This is a genomic window from Mesorhizobium tamadayense (assembly GCF_003863365.1).
Taxonomy (GTDB): domain Bacteria; phylum Pseudomonadota; class Alphaproteobacteria; order Rhizobiales; family Rhizobiaceae; genus Mesorhizobium; species Mesorhizobium tamadayense.
Map to the genome: position 1 here is coordinate 22,718 of NZ_RQXT01000014.1, position 17,462 is coordinate 40,179.

Below are 17,462 nucleotides of genomic sequence, written 5' to 3' on the forward strand. Positions count from 1 at the left end.
CATAGCGAGGGAATTTTGGACACCAGCGCCGCCCACAAGGACACCCGAAAGCGCTCCCGGATCGATGTCGGGCCGGAGGCGGGCGCGCTCCTGGATGAGGCCTGCAAGGTGTTCCAGCTTGACCGGGCGGAGACGTTGCGGCGCATTATCCGGGCCAGCCTGGATGTCGGTCCCGCGCTGTCAGCTGAGAATTCACGAACTGTCGCAGCCTTGGCCTCGCAAGTCCGGATGGTCGGCCGAAACCTCAGCCAGCTTCTCCATGCCATTCATTCCGGCGATGCTGTCCCCATGCAAGCGGCGTTACCGATATGGGAAGCACTGGATGAGAGGGTGAAAGCCGTCGACGCCGAACTGACGGCGATGACGATTGCCCATGGCCTGAAACTTCGGAAGGCGGCGCATCTGCTGGATGGTGAGGACGCGTGAACCTCGACCAGTCCTCCATACAGGCAATAGCCGATCGGATCCGCGCGAGCGCAGCTTTTGAAGAAGAGAACCGCAAGCGTCGAAATCAGGCCATGTTGTCCTTTGCTGGAAATGACGATGATTGGTTGTTCAAGACGGTTCGCGGCCGGACGGGGAAGGGCGGTTTGGGGGGAAGCCAGCCACCGGAACCGGCCGTGCCGCGCTCGTCTGCCCGGGAGCTGGAGCCGCCGCGCGGTAAAGCTGGGCGACTCAACCTCGGCCAGCCAACGAAGCGGCGGAAGCTCGCCGGCGGACCTGCGCCGAGGGCCGCTGCCGACAAGCTGGCGGCCGGGTATCAGCCGGCCGTTCTGAAGGTGATTTCCTACGGGCATGGCGTCACAAGGGCAGCCGCCATCGGTCAATATATCCAGAAGGAGGGCGTCGCGCTCGAAACGCATGACGCGCGCATCCTCGCAACGCAGGAGGCCGTTGCCGAGGAAATGAAACAGTGGGGCAAAGGCTTCGACAAGCGGCGGGAAAGCGAGGATGTGGCGACGTTCCGGCTTTCGCTGGCAGGGGAGGAGAGTGCCGAGCGCCTTTCACTGGCAGTCCAGGCCGGTTTTGCCGGTCACGGTTTCGCCTATCGCATCGACACACTGCAGGACGGATCGAGCGTCGCGCGTGTTGTCGCGACAATGGCGGGACACAGCGTCGTGCAGGGTGAGGGCGGGGACGAGAAGGTGAAGCATCGGTTTCACCTTTCCGATCGGCGCCAGCATGATCGCCAGTTCTCGGCCCCAACCCGGGCCATCATCGCCTTGCGGATCTCCGACGCGCTTAGCGTCAAGGAGGATGCCGTTTCGGTGAAGCCACTTGGGGAACCCAGCCACGGCAAAGCCGGTGTCGTGTTCCAGCTCTCGCGCCTTACCCATGACGGAGCGGCGATCGGCGCCGCCGGCGCCACGATCGCGTCTGAGGAGGCGGTTCGGCAGACCGCGCAGTCCTGGGACAAGACGCTGAATTCCTACAAGCCTCGCGACACCATGCACATGATCCTGTCGGCCAAGGCGGGCGAGGACAGGCAAGCTCTGGTAAGGGCCGCGCGTGGGTTCCTGCATGAGCAGTTCCCCAATCACAAATTCGCCTTCGGCATGCATGCCGATATGGCCGAGGAGGGCGGCCATATTCATGTCCATGCCATCGTCGCGGTGAAGGGTGAGGACGGTGAGCGCTTGCGACCAGGCCCGGCCCAGCTTCGCGAATGGCGCGCGCTCTATGCTCAGCACGCACAAGCGCAAGGTATGAAAATCGTCGCGACCTCCGCGGCCTATCGTGCGTCATCACAAAGCTATGGTCCGCGCGACAAGGCGATCGTGGCGGCAGCGGACAAGCCGCGGCCGGGCAGGGAGGCGCGGGACCGCGCCTATGCCCGTGCAAACCCGCATGTCATCGAGAAAGCTCGCCAGCGGATCAGCTACGCAAAGGCCAACCCGATAAAGATTCCGATTTCGGCGCGCCAGCTGCAGGCCACCCAGACAAGCCTTCAGGACTGGCGCTCGGTCGCTGCTTCTCAACCGGATAACGCGATAGTGAGTCAATTCATTGATCGGATGACGCAAGCCTTCCGATCCGGTACTGTTGTGGTCGCTATTCGAGATGGAAAGGGTGTTCGAATGAGTTCAGATGCCACCGCGGACCAGATGCGGGAAAACCTAAAAGAGATCAACGAGACCGTTAACAAGACCGCGGCGATGATGAACGGCCAGACCAAAGCGGAGTTCTTACGGCGCGCAGCGCCCACCATGGAACTGCTTGCGATCCGGACGGATCTCAAATCCCTGCAGGAAGGTGGCGTCACGCATGTCAACGAAGACCAGGCCCATCGGATTGCCGGCGCACGCGCCGAAGCTTTGATCCATCGCGCCCAGGAGATCGAGGCGGCTGAGCGGCTTGAGGCCGATCGCGCTCGCGAGATCCGCAACCGCGCCATCGAGCAGGAGATCCGTGACGAACGCGCTGGATCGGCTGATCCGACCTCGCTTGAGCAGGTTGCGCAAGACCGCGAAATGGTGCGCAACGCCGAAAGCATCGCTGCGAAGGAAGCCCGCGAGGCACACGCCGCAAGCGAAGCCGCGCGGGCATTGGCGCAGAATCCTAACGAGCGGCTTGATCCCGAGATCGTCAAAGGCGAACGGCTCGAAGAACTGCAGCGCCTGCAGTCGAGGAGCATCAACACCGCTCCGGTCGAAGGCGAAGAGCCCGATTCACAAAAGCCGCAAAAGCAGTAGTTGCCTCTTCATTATGCAGCCTCTTTTACCCGGATTTCTATATCCAGGTGTGCGGAGGCGGCGATGTTGACAAGTGCGTCAAGCGAGAATTTGGCGAGCTTACCGCGCAGCAGATCATTGGTGCGAAGGCGCGTCAGGCCGAGCCGCTTGGCGTTCCTCCTGAGGAATGTCCCAACGCTGGACTATTTCGTAGAGCAGCGCCGAGCGCGCTCTAAGGTTTGCTGCCTCCTGTTCGGTGTCCGCCAGGGCGTCCCAGACGTTCTCATGGATTTCTACGTTCATCGTTCTGCCTTCCATCGTTTTAGCCGCTGAGCCGCCAGATCGAGGTCTTTAACAAATACGAGCGTTTATGTGGCGACACTTCTCGGCCATGCCCGCGTATCGAAAACCGACGGCAGCCACGTCCGCGATCTTCAGTGCGATGCGCTGGCCCAGGCCGGTTTCGATACCGAGAACATCTATGAGGACGCGGCATCCGGCCGCAAAGACAATCGCCCTCGTCTGGCGGGCCTGCCTGAAAGGGCTCCGGGCTGACGACATTCTCGTTGCATGGAAGCTGGACCGCCGCGGGCGTGACCTGCGCCACCTCGTCAATCTTGTCGATGATTTGATGAAGCGGAACCTCGGCCTGAAGGTGCTTGCCGGTGAAGGCGCGTCGGCGGCACCTCGATTGCCAACGGTCGCCTCGTGTTTGCGATCCTTGCTTGCCAGCGACTTGTGCGCCGAGGTCGGGATCACACGACAGACCCTCTCTACCGGTTTGTCGGGCCAAAAGGCAGTTTGCGCGCCCCTTGAGAAAGGACTGAAATCCTCTTTTGACCTCTGCCGCAGTCTTCTGAAATCGATATCAGTACGCGCAACACGAACAAGACCACCCGGCAGCACGAGCCCGGTCGGCGCGCTGCCGAAGGATCACGTCGAGAATAGCCGGTGCCAATTTATATTAGTCCTCAAACAGTATCGCGGCATGGTCCATCGCGCCCGTGGAGGACATGTATGATCACAATCTGTTCTCGTTCAACAGGGTAGAAAATCAAGTAACCGCCATGAACTCTGCGGCGAATGCCGTGCCGTTCATATCGAGGCACCAAAGGAGAGCCCTTCGGAGTCTCGGTTAAGGCTTCACATTTACCGCGTAGCTCTTGGATGAACGAAAGAGCACGACGAGGATTATCCTTCGCTATGTAGGCGGCAACCCGTTCAAGATCGCTTTCGGCTTCGTCCGAAAACTCGACGATCATGCTGACTTTTCGGCCTGTTCAGCCATAGAGCGATACTTTGCTTCAAGTCGGTCAAAAACGTCGCTCGCGGGTTTCGTTCGACCTGCATCAGCATCGGCAATACCGCGCATGATTGAGGCGTCAAGGGCGAGAAGGCGCGTCTCACGATCTTGAATCAGCCGCACGCCCTCCCGCAGCACTTCACTTTTCGAGCCATAGCGGCCCGTATCGACGAGCTGCTGGATATAGCTTTCGAGCTGTTTACGCAGATCGGCACTGATCATGCGCAAAGCCTCCTTCGGACGAGTTGCTCTCAAAATAGGTCGCTTATCAACTATTATAAAGGGACCATCGTTATCGGCCCGGCCGGGAATTGGCGTGATGACCCGATGACTTCATGAGATCACGGCTTCCCTTAAGCCGTTTCGGCCGGCCTGTCCCGGCGATCGCCGTGACGTCTAATTTGATCCTGAAGCGCCTCAAGAGCGGCTGACGGTACCCCGTCGACATCTCCGCTATCCACTGACGGCGACAGTGAACGAGCGCCGGCCTCCACCTCCTGATCGAGCGATGCCAGCAGCGCGGCGATCGACGTGGACTTGTTTCCCGGCCGGACTTGGAATTGCAGGACACTCGCCCTGCCTTCAGACGCACTCGGGTCGGACGCGTTTGATGCTGCCGGCGCCGATCGCCGGCCAAGGGTGGGAAGCGGCCGCGGCGCATTGTCGGCCGTCTGATCGGTCCGCTTCGGTTTCAACTCCGGAACTTCAGCGGCGACCTTGCTCTTTGCCTCAGCCTCACCACCCGTTGGACGGCCTGAGCTTGGCAGCGCCCGTGGTGCGTCCGCGCTGTCGCTATTCGCTTTCGCCTTTAACGCGGCAGGATCAACCCCTTCAGCCGCCGCACCGGTCGCAGGCGGCACCGCATCGGCATAGGCTGTATCGCCCGAAACCGGCGCTTCGACGGTATCGGGTTCCCGCAACTCGAAAGGCGCCGCTGGCGTACTGTTGGCCGCCGCCTCGACGTCCGCCATGGAGCGCAGCGGAAGATCCTGCCATCGGGAGAGAGGCGGCACCTTCAGGCGCCGGTGCCGAAATTCCTGGTAGATCGCCTTATAGGGAGCGTCCTTATAATAGGTGACCTTGCGCACCCTGAAACCAGCGCTCGGGACCAGAACCACGGCCTGATTCGTCGGCATCTGTCGAAGCTCCGCCGCCGTCCGGAACGGCCTTTCCTGATAACTCAGACTCTTGTCTCGGGCCCCGAATATGCCTTGACCGGCCCTGATAATCGGTGTGGGCACCTCGATCGTGGTCGGTCCCAGCATGACAGAGACATATTCCGATGTCTCCACGTCGTTCATGCGGATGAAAAACTTCACCTGGCATGCCGACACCGTGGTCTGCCGCGTCGCTTTTCCATAGACCTCGTCGAGCTGGGCGAGGTCTTGCAGGACCAGGACCATGCGGAAGCCATAGCCCGCGTTGATCGCCAGCTTGGACACGATAGACTCCATTTTACCGAGCTGGCGAAACTCGTCGATCATCACCAGGACCTGGTAGGGCTCGTCCGGGCCTGGCAAGGAAGCCATCAGCACATCATGGATTTGCTGGACCAAGATTTTGATGATGGGCCGGAACACGTCGAGCTGCGCCACCGAGCAGCCGATGAAGAGAGCCGTCGGGTCCTTGCGAAGCTTCGAGATATCGAAATCGGTCGACGCCGTAGCGGCTGCAACGAGATCATTGGTCCAGGGGTTGAGAGCCGCCGTCAGGTTGAAGTAGGCCGAGTTTCGCGTTTCCTTTTCCAGCGCAATGAACTGGTTGAGCCCGTGCACGACCCACGAAGGCAGATATTTTTCCTCGTCATTGCGGATATTCGTCAGCACCCTCAAAAAATCCACGCCAGTCGACAGTAGCATCGCGACAGCTCGCAAATGACGCTGCCCCTCATAGCGGGGCGACGTCAGCACATAACCGATCATGGCCGTCAGCAGCTGCCGGCCGGCGCGCGCCCAGATCTCGGAACTTCCTGTCGCCTCGGGGATGATGAAGGAGGAGACCACCGCGCAGTCCGTCGGCATGCGCGCATCGCGGCGGATGAAATCCAGCGGATTATAGCGATGCGAATCCCGCTCGCCGGGGGAAAAGAAAAAGACCTTGTCGCCGAGAGCCTGCCGGTGTGCACCGAACGCCTCGAAGTTCTCCCGCTTCGGATCGAACCACACCGAGGATCCTCGCCACATATACCCGTTCGGTATGACAAAGCTGACGCCCTTGCCGGATCGGGTCGGGCCGACCACCAGGACGTGCGCGGGATCGTCCGAGCGGATCGTCGCCCCACCCATCTTGCCGAGGATCAAGCCTTGCTTTGCCAGCAGGCTTTTCCTTTCGGCGTCCAAGATCGTGCCGAACCGCGCATCGCCGTAGTGCTTTGGCTTGCGGTTGACCAGGCTTGCAAAAATCAGGCCGACGCCGATCGCCACCACGACCGTGGCCGCGATCGTGCCGCGGATGATCGTCTCGCCCTGCGTGGGATGATAGGCCAAGCGCTGACTGAAATGCTGCCAGGCAACGAACAGGCCGCTTAGGCTGCGTTGCGCGTTCTGGTACTTTAGAAGCCCCCAGCGCGCGGCGCCTTCGGAAGGGAGGGCGGGATTCCACCGCCATGTCGCCACCAGCTCGTAGGCCAGGCTCCAAAGGGCAAAGAAGGCGGCGAGGCCCATGAGGCCGAGGAGAAGCCTATAAGCCAATACGCGAGACATCCTGGGGAACCTTTCTGGCGGCTCTCCATTCGCTCATGCGGTTGAACCAGATCGCCGAAGTTCCGCGCCAGCCGCCCCGGCGCGTCTGTTGGATCACAATCGGCAGGACCGACCGTACATAATCGATGATCTCCGCCTTGCTCAGCCCGAGCCCAGCCTGCATGACCATCAAGGCCAGCTGCTCGAACGCACCGGCCGGGCTGTCCGCATGGATCGTCGTGATCGATCCCGGATGACCCGTGTTGACGACGCGCAAGAACGAATAGGCTTCCGCTCCCCGGATCTCGCCCAGGAAGATTCGATCCGGCCGCAACCGCATGGCCGCCTGCAGCAGCGTTTCAACGGTCACTTGCGCCAGGCCCTGGTCGCCCTTCGACGCGACGAGGGGCAGATAATTGGGCTGGTGGGGTTTGACCTCGCGCGTATCCTCAATGGTGAGGATCCGCTCATCCGAGGGCACCTCGTGCAAAATCGCGTTCAGAAACGTCGTTTTGCCCGACGATGTGCCTCCTGAAAGCAAGATCGAATAACGTTCGCGCACGGCCAAGCGAAGGAAATCCTCGATCTTGCCGGCGTCGAGATATTCGCAAAGGGCGCTGTCGGTCTCGCTCAAGTCGCTGGGATCCTGGACGGAGATCGTATCGAACGCCCCCCGCTTCCGATAATCGTCAAGGCGCATGTCCTTCACCACCTGCTTGCGGATCGCGAAGGCGCCCCCTGTCGGCGTCGCCGGCGCAAGCACGCCCTGAAGGCGTTCGCCACCGGGCAGGGCGGCCGAAAGCAAGGGATTTTCCTCGCTGACCGACTGCGAGGATGATGCCGCGATCCGTTCCATGAGGTACGTGATCGCGGCGCGGTCGAGCTCAGGCACGTCGAAGGGCTCCATATGTGTGGAACCGACGATTTCGACCCATACCCGTCCAGGCCCGTTCGCACAGATTTCCACCACGCGCTCGTCATCGAGCCAGCGCCGCACGGGCTCCAGCGCCCTATTTAGAAAGACGGTTCTTTGCTGCCCGCTCACGTCGTATCTCCCTCAACGCCTCGCGTACCGGGTCCGGATAGAACTCGGAAAAATCGAGGTCGCGGCGCACGAACACCATGATCCGTGCCCCCTGATCGACATGGATCGTCGGCGCGATATTGATCGAGTTGCGAAGCGCCTCTTCGGCAATGCGGTTGAGGCTCTGCGAAATCTGTTGCGCGCCGATCTGGCGGGCGCTCTGCATGTACTGGTTGGGTTGCGTCTGGGTTGTCACCGTCTGTCCGGTCTGCGGATCAGTATAGGTCTGATTGGTGTTCGACCCGTTCTGGTCATTGCCAAGGTTGGCGATGAACTGGGTCGCGCCGCCGACGACACTTAGAAGGATCGCCGAGCCGAACCGCTCGAAATAATGGTTGTCGACCTCGCCCGGCATGCCGCTGCGACCGAGCTCGTCGGTGCCCGTCGAACCGAGCTGCACCGACATGCCGTCCGATCGAAGCAGGCGTGTCCACACAATGAACACCCGCGTTTGGCCGGTTGCGAGGCCACTGCGATATTCACCGATAAGGCGGGAGCCACTGGCGATCAAAACCCTGCGACCGTCGAACGACCACACATCCTCCGACACGACGGCCCGAACCATACCGGCAAGATCGCTCTGAATCGCGGTCTCGAGCACGCCCTTGATCATCGTCCCTTGGGCGACCAGAGCGTCCGTGCGCGGGTTCATCGTGGCCTTCGATGTATCCGCTCCGCTCTGGCTCGCCCGCGCCAAAAAACGCCGATTGGGGTCCTCTTCGCCCTCGCCTGCGTTTCCGGCCGCCGCTGCATCCCTTCCATTGCCGCCCGGCGCTGACGCACTGCCAGGCGCATCGCCGCTATCGACGACGAGCTGCTTGGCGCGCAAGCGCTCCCATTTGCGGCGCTCCTCTTCTTCCTGCCTGCGCCGTTCTTCCTCAGCCAGACGCCGGGCCTCGGAATCGTCCTGAACCTGCGGTGGAGCTGCAGGCGGTTGCAATACTGGCGGAGGCGGAGGGGGAGCCTCGATCGTCGACGGCGGCTGCGCTGGTGCCGCCGGCGGCTCCTCGGGAGCCGTCGGGATTTTCAGGGTGCCGTTATCAAGCTGGGGACGCGGCGTATCGAGCCCCGGTGCGGGAAACTGTGTGGTGTGGAACTCCTCGCCATCCGACGCCGTCAACAGCGGTTTGTCCGGCGCACGCGTCGCGGCATAGATCATCCAGCCGGCGAGGACCACCGCACCCAGCGGCACGGCGATCTTGAAGAATGTGCTCGCCCCGAATTTTGGCGCGGCGACCGCCGTGCCCTCCTCAGCAAGCATTCTGTACTCATTGGGAGATGGCATCGGGTCCCCTCACTTTCCGAACAGTCCCACCGCCGACACGCTGCGGCTCGTAAGGTTCAAGCCCGGTCGGTTCGTTCACATTGTTCAGTCTCAGATTGAAGACGCAGGTCGCTTCGTCGCCATTGCGCAGGGTCCACTGGTAATTGACCTTGTCGACGACGATGTACGCGCCCTCGCGGCGATAATTCACAAGCGTCTCATTGCGCTCGCTGTCGACGACATAGACCGCCGGCACCTCCCTTGCGGGATCGAAGCGGAACCAGGTCTTCACGCCGTCGTCGTAGATCACGAGCGGCTTATTTGCCGATGACCCCTTATAGGCATAGGACGAGTTGGCATTTTCCGCCTTGAAGCCTTGCCGGTTCGGCTGCGCTGCCCGGGCCCGGGCTTCGTCCATCAGTGCCGCGTCCGAGGCCTCTTCGGGATAGCGGAACTTGATCGCATAGACTTGTTGCGCAACCGGCCGAAACTCGCCGTTGAGGAAGAACACATAGCTGCGCTTGTTGGTCAGCACGTTGAGATTCCCGCCCGCATTCTTTTCGATCGGCTTCACAAACAGCACATTGGCCTTCTTGTTGGGCTCGATGCTCCAGGCCGGGACGTCGCCAGCGCCGAGGGTTTCGATTTTCTCGTCATCGCCGAATTCGATCATGGTCGAGGCGCCATAGCTGGCCGGCACCGACACCACATCGTCCTTCTGATACCAGACGAAGCGAATGCGACTGTCACGAGATCCCGCCCGAGGGGTCTGTTCGGCAAGGGCCGGCTGAACCCCGCAAACGCCGAGCCCGATTGCCATCAGGATGCCGGCGATCTTCATTGCGGTGTCTCCGCGGTGGGTGCCGGCGCCGTCTCCTGATCGCGCCGATATTCGAGCACCTGGAAGCCGAGCGGATTTTGAAAGCGGATCTCGTTTTTGGCTGGCACGTCGGTGTAGCGGAACCGGATCAACGACACCCAATGCCGCTGCACGGTGTTCGCCTGGCTTTTTTCCTCTGTCATGAACCGGACCAGGGCGGTCCTCTGGTTGGGAAATGTCACCGACTTCACGGTCACAGCCACGACGGTGTTTCGCCCGTACAGCACCACGGGGTTCGTCACCTTGTTCGCCGGGCTGAAAAGCTCGACGAGCTCTCTCGAGGCATCGCCTGCGCTCAGCAATTGCGCGAGATCGAAGTTGTCCTTCAGCGCCTTCGGATCGTAGGTCTCGCGAGCCTTCACATAACGGACGATATCGAACATCCCCATCGACTCGTCCTGCTGCAAAGGACCGTCAGCCAGCGGCCGCTTGACCTCGACAAACCCGGTGGATTTGTCGACCACCACCATGTAGGGCTCATAAGTCTTGAGTGGCAGCGCAAGGATCAGCGCGCCCACCGCTGCTACGGCAATGACCGAGGCGACGCTCGCCACACACCACGCCAGAGATCGCGACCAGCGATTGCGCCGCGCGATATCTTTTTCCCAGATTGCCGCATCCACATAGTACGGCAAGGGAGACTCGGTTGCCTTCGCCGGTCCCCCAGCGTTTTCCTTCACATCGCTCATCGGTGCCCCAAGATTATGCGGGATCCGTCAGCTTTCGCGAAAGCCGCGCATATTCCGCTGAATTTTCGTATCTTCTCTGTGCGAGGCTCACGCGCGCCCGCTCGCGACCCGCCAGGCGTTCCTGCCGCGTGCTCCAGCCCAAGCGTCCCATCAGCCTCCGCTGACCGGCTTGGCCCAGCGATCCGAAAGCGCCGCCGTAGAACCGCCCAAACGAAGGCGTTCCAATACCAATTCCGCCCGCGAGCGAGGCGGCAACGTTGGTGATTTGCGACAGCAGCAGCACGCCAACAAGGCAGATCAGGATCAGCGGCGCGGCTTCGGTCAAAGTCGTTGTCGCGGCCCCGTTCGACCGGTTGATCGCGTCGAAATAGGTCTGCGTGATCGAGATGAAGAAGGCGCAGAAGGCGTAGACCAGAATCTGCACACACATGTACTGGACGATCGCGGTTATCCAGCCAGCGAAGAACCGGGTCGTGTAGCCGAACAGCATGAGAATGATGAACACTGGGGCGAGCGCCAGCAAAAGCCAAAGAAAGATCTTCGACAGGATGATGAGGAAGATCGCATAACCGATGAGCAGGGCGCCGACGACAAGGATGATCGCCGCCAGCACGTAGCCGCCGAAGTTCAACACCCCAAGGCTCTTGATAAAGGCGGACGTGGAATTGGCGAGCGAATCCCAGATATTTTGCAGGGCCGTCTGCACGGAGTTGACGGAGTTCAGCCCGGCCGATGTCCCGGTCACATTGGCCGACACGCTCGTGAGAAGGCTGTTCCCGATCGCGGAAGGTGTCTCATTCGCGAACGAATACGCATATGTTTGAAAGTCCCCCCAGCTCGTCGCCAGAGCGTAGACGACGAAGGCGCGGAACAGGCGCCAGATCATCTCTTTCCCCGATCCGGTCGAGGTTCCCTGCCAGATGCTGATGGCCCAGAATATCACGTACAACGTCAGCATCAGGCCGGCGACACCCACCTGTCCGCCGCCGGTCAAGGCCGACGCGAGGTTCTGGTAGGCTTGCGATACGTAGTTATTGCCGAATTGGTCGACCTGCTGCAGAAGCGTCGTGATATTGAAGTTCATTTTTTCGCCATCCCACCTGGAAACAGAGATGGATCGCTATTGAGTGCCTTCATCGAACCGCATTCGAATGGCTTCGCCGCTTCTGTTTTTGGTTCGGGCGCCGCGAACGCCAGTGGCTGCACCGGTCCGTCGTCGCGCGAGCATGGAGCCTTGAGCGGCTTGTGGCCGCACCCCGAGGTCGCGACAGCGCCAATAATGGCGCCCGCTAATAGAAGAAAGCGCAGGGTCATTGGCCGGACTTGTATTCGAGCCCCCGCGAGGCCTGCGTGATCAGGTTCATACGATCGATGTTTTCCTGGTTGGCAGCCGCCGTAGCGGTGTTCACCGCGCCGATCAGCTCGTTCACGGTCAGACCGGTTTGCACCATGATCTGGCTGTTCTGATCGATCGAGCCCTTGATGTCCTGCGCCGTGCCGATCCGCTGAGCGCCCGACTGAAAAGCGTTGGAACGCGTCTTCACCCCGTTTTGCGAGGAGTCGACCAGCCCGGAGACCGTGGCCGCGACGTTCACCAGGGCGCTGTAGTTCTTATCCATCTGCGTCGTCTGGCCATTGATCAGGCCCGAAATGGTTTTCACCAGCTGCAAGCCGTTGATCAGGTTCGAAACCATTCCCTGCGATCCATTGCCGAGGCCGGCGAATGACAACGAGCCGCCTGAGATCACGCTACCAAGCGAAGGCGCGCCCCCCATGGAGAAGCCGCCATTGCCCAAGGCCATCTGCGCGAGCTGACCGGCCTCGCCCGACCGGTCGCCCGTGACGGCCTGCAGCGTCTTTTGCGTATAGTTCATGATGTTGCGGTCGGTGCTGAGGATCTCGCTCGTGGCCGATGCAATCTGCCGTGCCTGTTCCAGATTAGCCTCGTCGATCGTAGGCACCTGCGCAAAGGCGATGCCGCGAAAGCCAAGCAAGAGTGCCGCTGTTAACGCAATTCCACGCATAGCCCTTTCTCCTATTGAGCCTGATATTGCTTGACGGCCGACATCAGTTCGTCGGTCGTCATGGTGACGGGAGCGCTGTTCGCGTCCCTTTGGATTTGCGACAGCATGGGCGACACGTTTTCAACCGTATCGGTCGTACGCGGAACCGTGCAGCCGCTGTCCGTCGACGAGCAGCACGGGTTGCCGGCCGTGCCGACGCCGCTCGTACCTCCAGGGCAGCTCGTCGAACCACCCGAGCCAGGCGGCGGGCCCGAGCCAGGCGGCGGGAACGCGGGAGTGGCCACCCCCAGGCCGGAGGATCCGCGGCTCGTCAGTGTGGCCGTGCCGATGTTTCGCACGTTGAAAGCTTGGGCGAAGAACCCTGTCGCCTGGATCACCTCGTTGAAGGTCAGCCCGCCTTGGGCGCGGATTGCGCTGTTGCGGTCGAAGGCTTCCATGACCTTTTTGTCGGTCCCGATATCCTGACCCATGGTCTCGAAGACCTGCTTATTGGGGGCCACCGTAGACATGCTGCCGTTCATGCCGCCTAGAACCTGACCGGTGCTGTCGAGCAGGCTCCTTTCACCGGCATTGCCGCCGACAGCGCTCGATCCCGACCCGGTCGAGGCGAACGCCGAAGAGCCCTTGATGTCCGGATTGGCCTGTTCCAGGGACGCCCGGCCACTTGCTGGATCGACCGAAGCCTTCGGGCTCTTCACGTCCTGCGCCTTTTTGGGCGTCGTCACCGAGCAATTGACCCCCTGCGTGGCGGACTTCGTGTCCTCCTGGATGAGCTTGATCTGAACCTTGTCGGCCTTGTCCTCGCTCCGCTGCGACAAGATCGGGCTATCAGAAACCGGCACGGCCGCCATGGCCGTCGATCCCGCGAAAATCGTCACAAGGGCGACCGTCGCGCCCATGATGGTTTTCATTCCGGGTCCCTCCCAAGAAAGATTGGCAACCAAACCTGCGGATCGTCGCCGACGCGCGCACGCAGCGCATCGAGCTCCTGAACCGTCTCAATTCGACCGGAAAGGATCTTGATCGCGTCAGGCATCGCGGCGAGATTGAGGCGCGCAATGACGCTGTCCTGGTCATGCTTGATCAGGAATTTGCGGGCTTCGGGCGGGGTTTCGCGAATCCATTTAATCTCGCGTTCCGACAGCCCGAACGCCCTGTGCGACTCCTCATCGGCCTTCGGGTTGGGGAAAAAGATATTGGTCGGCGTCTGTTCGATCAGTGTATTGGCGATCGATGACTTTACAATATCCGCCGCAGACTGCGTGCCGAATCCAATGATGCCATTCAACTTTCGAATGGTTTTCAGCTTGTCCTTGATGAAGTAGCTGAAAATATCATTGTCCAGGAGCTTCCAGCCCTCATCGAGGAAGATCATGACCGGTTGCCCGTCAAGCAGCTCCTCGATGCGATGGAAGATATAGAGCAAGGCCGCCGTACTGGTTGTTGCGTCGCTCAACACACTGGTCATGTCGAAGCCGAAAATGGACGACATCGAAAACGAGTCTTCCGCGTTGTTGAACAACCAACCGCGCTGATCCGGCCTCATCCATGGCTGAAGGCGCGAATAGAGGTCGTCATCCCCGGCGCGCATCGCACCGCGCAACAATTCGGCGAACTCCTCCATGGTTCGACCCTCAGGCGGCGCGCTCGCCACCTGGGCGATCGCGTTGCGGATGACTTGCTCCTCGCGCGTCGAGTGGCCGTGTCCGTCGGCTCCCCGCAGCATAAAGCTGAAAAGCTGGAAGAGAAATTCCCGATTGTGCGGCGTATCGGGAAGGTGCAACGGGTTGAAGCCGGAAGGCTCGCCGGCCTTCAGAACCTCATAGCGGCCGCCAAGCGACCGCACGAAGATATCCAAGCCCCGATCCTTGTCGATCATCACCAGCTTGGGGCGCGGCGTGATGCGCTGCGCCTGTGCCGCGAGAAAGCCGAGCAGCACCGTCTTGCCCGAGCCCGAGGGACCATTCAGGGTGAAGTTGCCAAGGTCACGAACATGGAAGTTGAAGAAGTAGGGCGTTTGCGACGTCGTCTCGAGGACGCTTATCGGCATTCCCCAATGCACCCCGCCAGTCCGGCCGCTCGGATAGTTATGGAAGGCCGAGAAGCCCGCCATGTTCTTCGATGAGATCATCGACTTACGCGCCACATAGGCGAAATTGCCAGGCAGGGTGGCCCAGAACGCCGGTTCACAATTCAGGTCCTCGCGAACCCAAAGGGCGGACACCTCCGTCAGCGCCGTGCCGACATCGGTCACGCAGCGCGCCACGTCGTCCATGGTTTTCCCAAGGCACAGCACCGTCAGATGATGCAAGCCATAGAGTGCTTCCGAGGACAGAAGCTCATCGCGCGCTTCATCGAGCTGATCCCCCACGATCGAGCCGGCTTCATCCGACATGTCGATCTTGCGCCCGACCCGCTCCATCTGGGTCAGCGCCTGGGGCTTGTCGATGATTGCGAAGGATTGCGTCACGATGAATTCGTGCGGCACCTTCAGCATTGGGTTGAGCATCCCCGGTCCCGTGATAGAGGGGTACTCGCCCACCGAAATGATGGCGCCGTATCGCGTTTCGCCAGGGAACGCACCGCGAATTTCCAGGGCATTGGGGCCGAAGAACAGCCGCTTCGTCGCCAGCGCCTCCGCGAGCTTCATGCGCGGCAGTGCCATCGGCCGCGGAAACCCGCCATTGACAAGCTGCACCAGGAATTCCAGCGGCTCGGAATACCAAACCTCATTGCGCTTGACGACGGTGAGAACCCGCGCGCCATACGCCTGCAGGCTCTCTCGGACGGCTTTCATCACGTCCATGAATTCGATCAGCGCCCGCTCCTCGCTCGAAGAGCGACCGTCCGCCGCTTTGCGTCCCAAAAGCTTGCGGATCACAAGATCCGCCGTCCCGACGGTGCCCTGCAGCTCGCGCCGCACGATCGTCAGGTAGATATCGTTCACAAACATGCGCTGAGTGCGCAGAGCCGCTGTATAGCGCGCGTCGAGCTGTTGGCAGAACGCATTGTCGAAGCTCGACTCGATCGCCGGCTTCACCTCGCGGCGCACGATATGCGAGTAGATCGCATAGCGGGAATTCGCCAACCCCCGAATGAGATCGTTGCGGCCGAGCAGGCGCGAATTGATCTCCGCGATATCGATCGTCTCGAAGCACAGGCCGCTCATGTGAACGAAGGACATCAACATGCCGTCCTGCGTCTTGATCACCTCGTCGGACACATGCCGCGAATAGGGTATGTGGGCCGAAACCGGATTCTCCCGACGGGACACGGCCCCGAAACTCAGTTCATCGCGAAGCGCCCGTGCGATCGCCACGGTCACACCCGATAACTGCGCGCGCCCCAGAAGCTGGCGCTCCGGGGCGGCATCTTTCGTGAACGGATGAACATGATCTCGATGAACATGGGATCGCGCATGATCGCGATCCTGGCAACCGCATAGAGCGGCACACAGATTGAGAGCATGACCAGATTATGGGTTGCGAGGAACACGACCGCGGTCAGCACGCCGATGAACCCCGCTAGCTCGTAGGGAATACCGAGCACCGTCGGCGCTCGGGTCAAGCCCTTGACCAGCGGAGTGATCAACAATTTGGGCTCGCCAGGATCGATCCGGCCGTCTGCCATGCCGATCATCTACCGACCGCGGATTGAAAGAATTCGACGATCTGGGCCGAGCCGAAGACCAACACGATACCCAAGACCCAGCTTCCGGCCACAAACCATGACAGGCGTGCCGCCCAGGCCATGAAGCCCATGAAAATGCAGAACAGAACCGCCAAAGCCGTCGCGATCGGCCCGGTCAGGGTCTGCACCAACGTCTGCAGCGTGCTTTGCACCGGCTGGAGATTTCCGCCCCCGGCCATCGCCTGCGTTGCCAAGAGCATGAGCGGCATCGCCACACCAGCGCTGCGTGTCGCAATCATCTTCCACATGGTCATCAAAGCTTCTCCTCAGTCAAAGTTTTGCACCATCCCGCCCTGCCAGACCGGCGCCGTCGCTTCGCGAGACTTCGTGGTGCCGCCATTGCGGGAGGTGGTGCGGGATGTCGGATCATTTCGTTGATCCGCCGCGCCGGCCGCAGCAGGTTGAACGCCGGCCAGGTCGAGGCTCACCGCCCCGGCGGGCATCACTGCCTCAGTACCGACCGATGGCCATTGGTAGAAATCGTTGATGACGTTGGCGACGTAGCCAACCGTCTCGGAGTAGGGCGGCACGCCCTTATATTTGAGAACGGCGACCTCGCCGGCATTGTAGGCGGCGAGCATATATATCGGGTTCGGAAACTTGCGATGCAGATCCCGCAGAAAGCCGATCCCACCTTTCACATTATCCGCGGGATCGCAGATATTGACCCCGTAGCTTGCTGCCGTGGACGGCAGAAGCTGCATCAGGCCATACGCCCCTTTGGGCGATAGCGCGCCGGAATTGAAGCGGCTTTCGGCCCGGGCAACCGCGAGGACGAGCGGCGGGGCAAAGCCTTGCTGGCGCGCGACCGTTTCGACGATCCGCTGTCCTTCTTCCTTCGACAGGGCAGCGACGCCGGGGCAGGGGTTGTCTGCCTTGGTCGATGTCACCGTAGCGGCCGCGCCGTCAGCGTTTTCCGCTGCACCGATCTGCTGCACGTCCTGGCTCTCAACCTGATAGGCCGGCATCACCCGGCCATTCGCGTCGACGGCAGCATTAACGACGCGCCTGGCAGGTGCCGTAACGCGGTCCTGGAATCTTTGCGAAGCTTCCTGCGCAGACGCTGCTTGGCACATCACCAGGATCGCACCCGCTGCCAGCACTGTTTTGCGGAATCGAATCACTTAAAAGAATCCTACGCCCGTTTGCTGATTTTGCGATATCGAATTAATACA

At 61.0% G+C, this 17,462-nt stretch carries 18 protein-coding genes and 1 pseudogene; 3 read left to right on the forward strand and 16 right to left on the reverse strand.

Going from position 1 to position 17,462, the window contains the following annotated elements:
* Positions 1-15: 15 nt before the first annotated feature.
* Together EH240_RS13780 and EH240_RS13785 are read left to right on the forward strand one after the other, a co-directional pair.
* Positions 16-426: a hypothetical protein gene (locus EH240_RS13780; RefSeq protein WP_245436011.1), complete on the forward strand. Its 411-nt coding sequence runs from the start codon at positions 16-18 to the stop codon at positions 424-426.
* Positions 423-2,693, forward strand: coding sequence for a relaxase/mobilization nuclease domain-containing protein (locus tag EH240_RS13785; protein ID WP_124999070.1), 2,271 nt, complete (start codon positions 423-425; stop codon positions 2,691-2,693). The genes EH240_RS13780 and EH240_RS13785 overlap by 4 nt, the downstream gene beginning before the upstream one ends.
* A gap of 11 nt (positions 2,694-2,704) precedes the next feature.
* Here the strand turns inward: EH240_RS13785 and EH240_RS40035 are convergent, their stop codons facing one another.
* A complete protein-coding gene (locus tag EH240_RS40035; RefSeq protein ID WP_425374796.1) occupies positions 2,705-2,830 on the reverse strand; it encodes an XRE family transcriptional regulator in 126 nt (41 codons plus the stop codon).
* 214 nt (positions 2,831-3,044) lie between these two features.
* On the opposite strand from EH240_RS40035, the gene EH240_RS39845 reads away from it, so the two are divergent.
* Positions 3,045-3,227 carry a recombinase family protein gene (locus EH240_RS39845; protein WP_342634082.1) on the forward strand — a complete coding sequence of 61 codons (183 nt, stop codon included), beginning with the start codon at positions 3,045-3,047 and terminating at the stop codon, positions 3,225-3,227.
* Between the two features lie 409 nt (positions 3,228-3,636).
* Here EH240_RS39845 and EH240_RS13800 read toward each other — a convergent pair.
* The 15 genes and pseudogenes from EH240_RS13800 to EH240_RS13870 form a co-directional block, all read right to left on the reverse strand.
* Positions 3,637-3,934, reverse strand: a pseudogene (locus tag EH240_RS13800) (type II toxin-antitoxin system RelE/ParE family toxin).
* A complete protein-coding gene (locus EH240_RS13805; protein WP_124999072.1) occupies positions 3,931-4,197 on the reverse strand; it encodes a type II toxin-antitoxin system ParD family antitoxin in 267 nt (88 codons plus the stop codon). Before EH240_RS13805 ends, EH240_RS13800 begins: the two are co-directional and overlap by 4 nt.
* A 131-nt stretch (positions 4,198-4,328) precedes the next feature.
* The gene (locus tag EH240_RS13810) at positions 4,329-6,665 is read right to left on the reverse strand and encodes a type IV secretory system conjugative DNA transfer family protein (RefSeq protein WP_245436012.1); all 2,337 of its coding nucleotides are present in this window, start codon (positions 6,663-6,665) and stop codon (positions 4,329-4,331) included.
* A complete protein-coding gene (gene virB11, locus EH240_RS13815; RefSeq protein ID WP_124999076.1) occupies positions 6,655-7,701 on the reverse strand; it encodes a P-type DNA transfer ATPase VirB11 in 1,047 nt (348 codons plus the stop codon). Before virB11 ends, EH240_RS13810 begins: the two co-directional genes overlap by 11 nt.
* Positions 7,667-9,001, reverse strand: a complete 1,335-nt coding sequence (virB10, locus tag EH240_RS13820; protein ID WP_245436014.1) for a type IV secretion system protein VirB10 — start codon at positions 8,999-9,001, stop codon at positions 7,667-7,669. The genes virB11 and virB10 overlap by 35 nt, the downstream gene beginning before the upstream one ends.
* 7 nt (positions 9,002-9,008) lie before the next feature.
* Positions 9,009-9,845, reverse strand: coding sequence for a P-type conjugative transfer protein VirB9 (virB9, locus tag EH240_RS13825; RefSeq protein WP_124999078.1), 837 nt, complete (start codon positions 9,843-9,845; stop codon positions 9,009-9,011).
* Positions 9,842-10,573, reverse strand: a complete 732-nt coding sequence (locus EH240_RS13830) for a VirB8 family type IV secretion system protein (protein WP_124999079.1) — start codon at positions 10,571-10,573, stop codon at positions 9,842-9,844. Before EH240_RS13830 ends, virB9 begins: the two co-directional genes overlap by 4 nt.
* 13 nt (positions 10,574-10,586) lie before the next feature.
* A complete protein-coding gene (locus tag EH240_RS13835) occupies positions 10,587-11,657 on the reverse strand; it encodes a TrbL/VirB6 family protein (protein WP_124999080.1) in 1,071 nt (356 codons plus the stop codon).
* Positions 11,654-11,887 (reverse strand): hypothetical protein, encoded by a 234-nt coding sequence (locus EH240_RS13840; RefSeq protein ID WP_124999081.1) that lies wholly within the window; start codon positions 11,885-11,887, stop codon positions 11,654-11,656. The genes EH240_RS13835 and EH240_RS13840 overlap by 4 nt, the downstream gene beginning before the upstream one ends.
* On the reverse strand, positions 11,884-12,567 hold the full coding sequence (locus EH240_RS13845) for a type IV secretion system protein (RefSeq protein ID WP_245436016.1): 684 nt from the start codon (positions 12,565-12,567) through the stop codon (positions 11,884-11,886). Before EH240_RS13845 ends, EH240_RS13840 begins: the two co-directional genes overlap by 4 nt.
* Positions 12,568-12,608: 41 nt before the next feature.
* The gene (locus tag EH240_RS13850; RefSeq protein WP_124999083.1) at positions 12,609-13,508 is read right to left on the reverse strand and encodes a hypothetical protein; all 900 of its coding nucleotides are present in this window, start codon (positions 13,506-13,508) and stop codon (positions 12,609-12,611) included.
* Complete coding sequence (locus EH240_RS13855) at positions 13,505-15,916, reverse strand: VirB4 family type IV secretion/conjugal transfer ATPase (protein ID WP_124999207.1); 2,412 nt, start codon at positions 15,914-15,916, stop codon at positions 13,505-13,507. The genes EH240_RS13850 and EH240_RS13855 overlap by 4 nt, the downstream gene beginning before the upstream one ends.
* A 2-nt stretch (positions 15,917-15,918) precedes the next feature.
* Positions 15,919-16,236 (reverse strand): VirB3 family type IV secretion system protein, encoded by a 318-nt coding sequence (locus EH240_RS13860; protein ID WP_124999085.1) that lies wholly within the window; start codon positions 16,234-16,236, stop codon positions 15,919-15,921.
* The gene (locus EH240_RS13865) at positions 16,233-16,541 is read right to left on the reverse strand and encodes a TrbC/VirB2 family type IV secretion system protein (RefSeq protein ID WP_006205835.1); all 309 of its coding nucleotides are present in this window, start codon (positions 16,539-16,541) and stop codon (positions 16,233-16,235) included. The genes EH240_RS13860 and EH240_RS13865 overlap by 4 nt, the downstream gene beginning before the upstream one ends.
* Before the next feature lie 12 nt (positions 16,542-16,553).
* Positions 16,554-17,411: a lytic transglycosylase domain-containing protein gene (locus EH240_RS13870; protein ID WP_124999087.1), complete on the reverse strand. Its 858-nt coding sequence runs from the start codon at positions 17,409-17,411 to the stop codon at positions 16,554-16,556.
* Between the last annotated feature and the right edge of the window lie 51 nt (positions 17,412-17,462).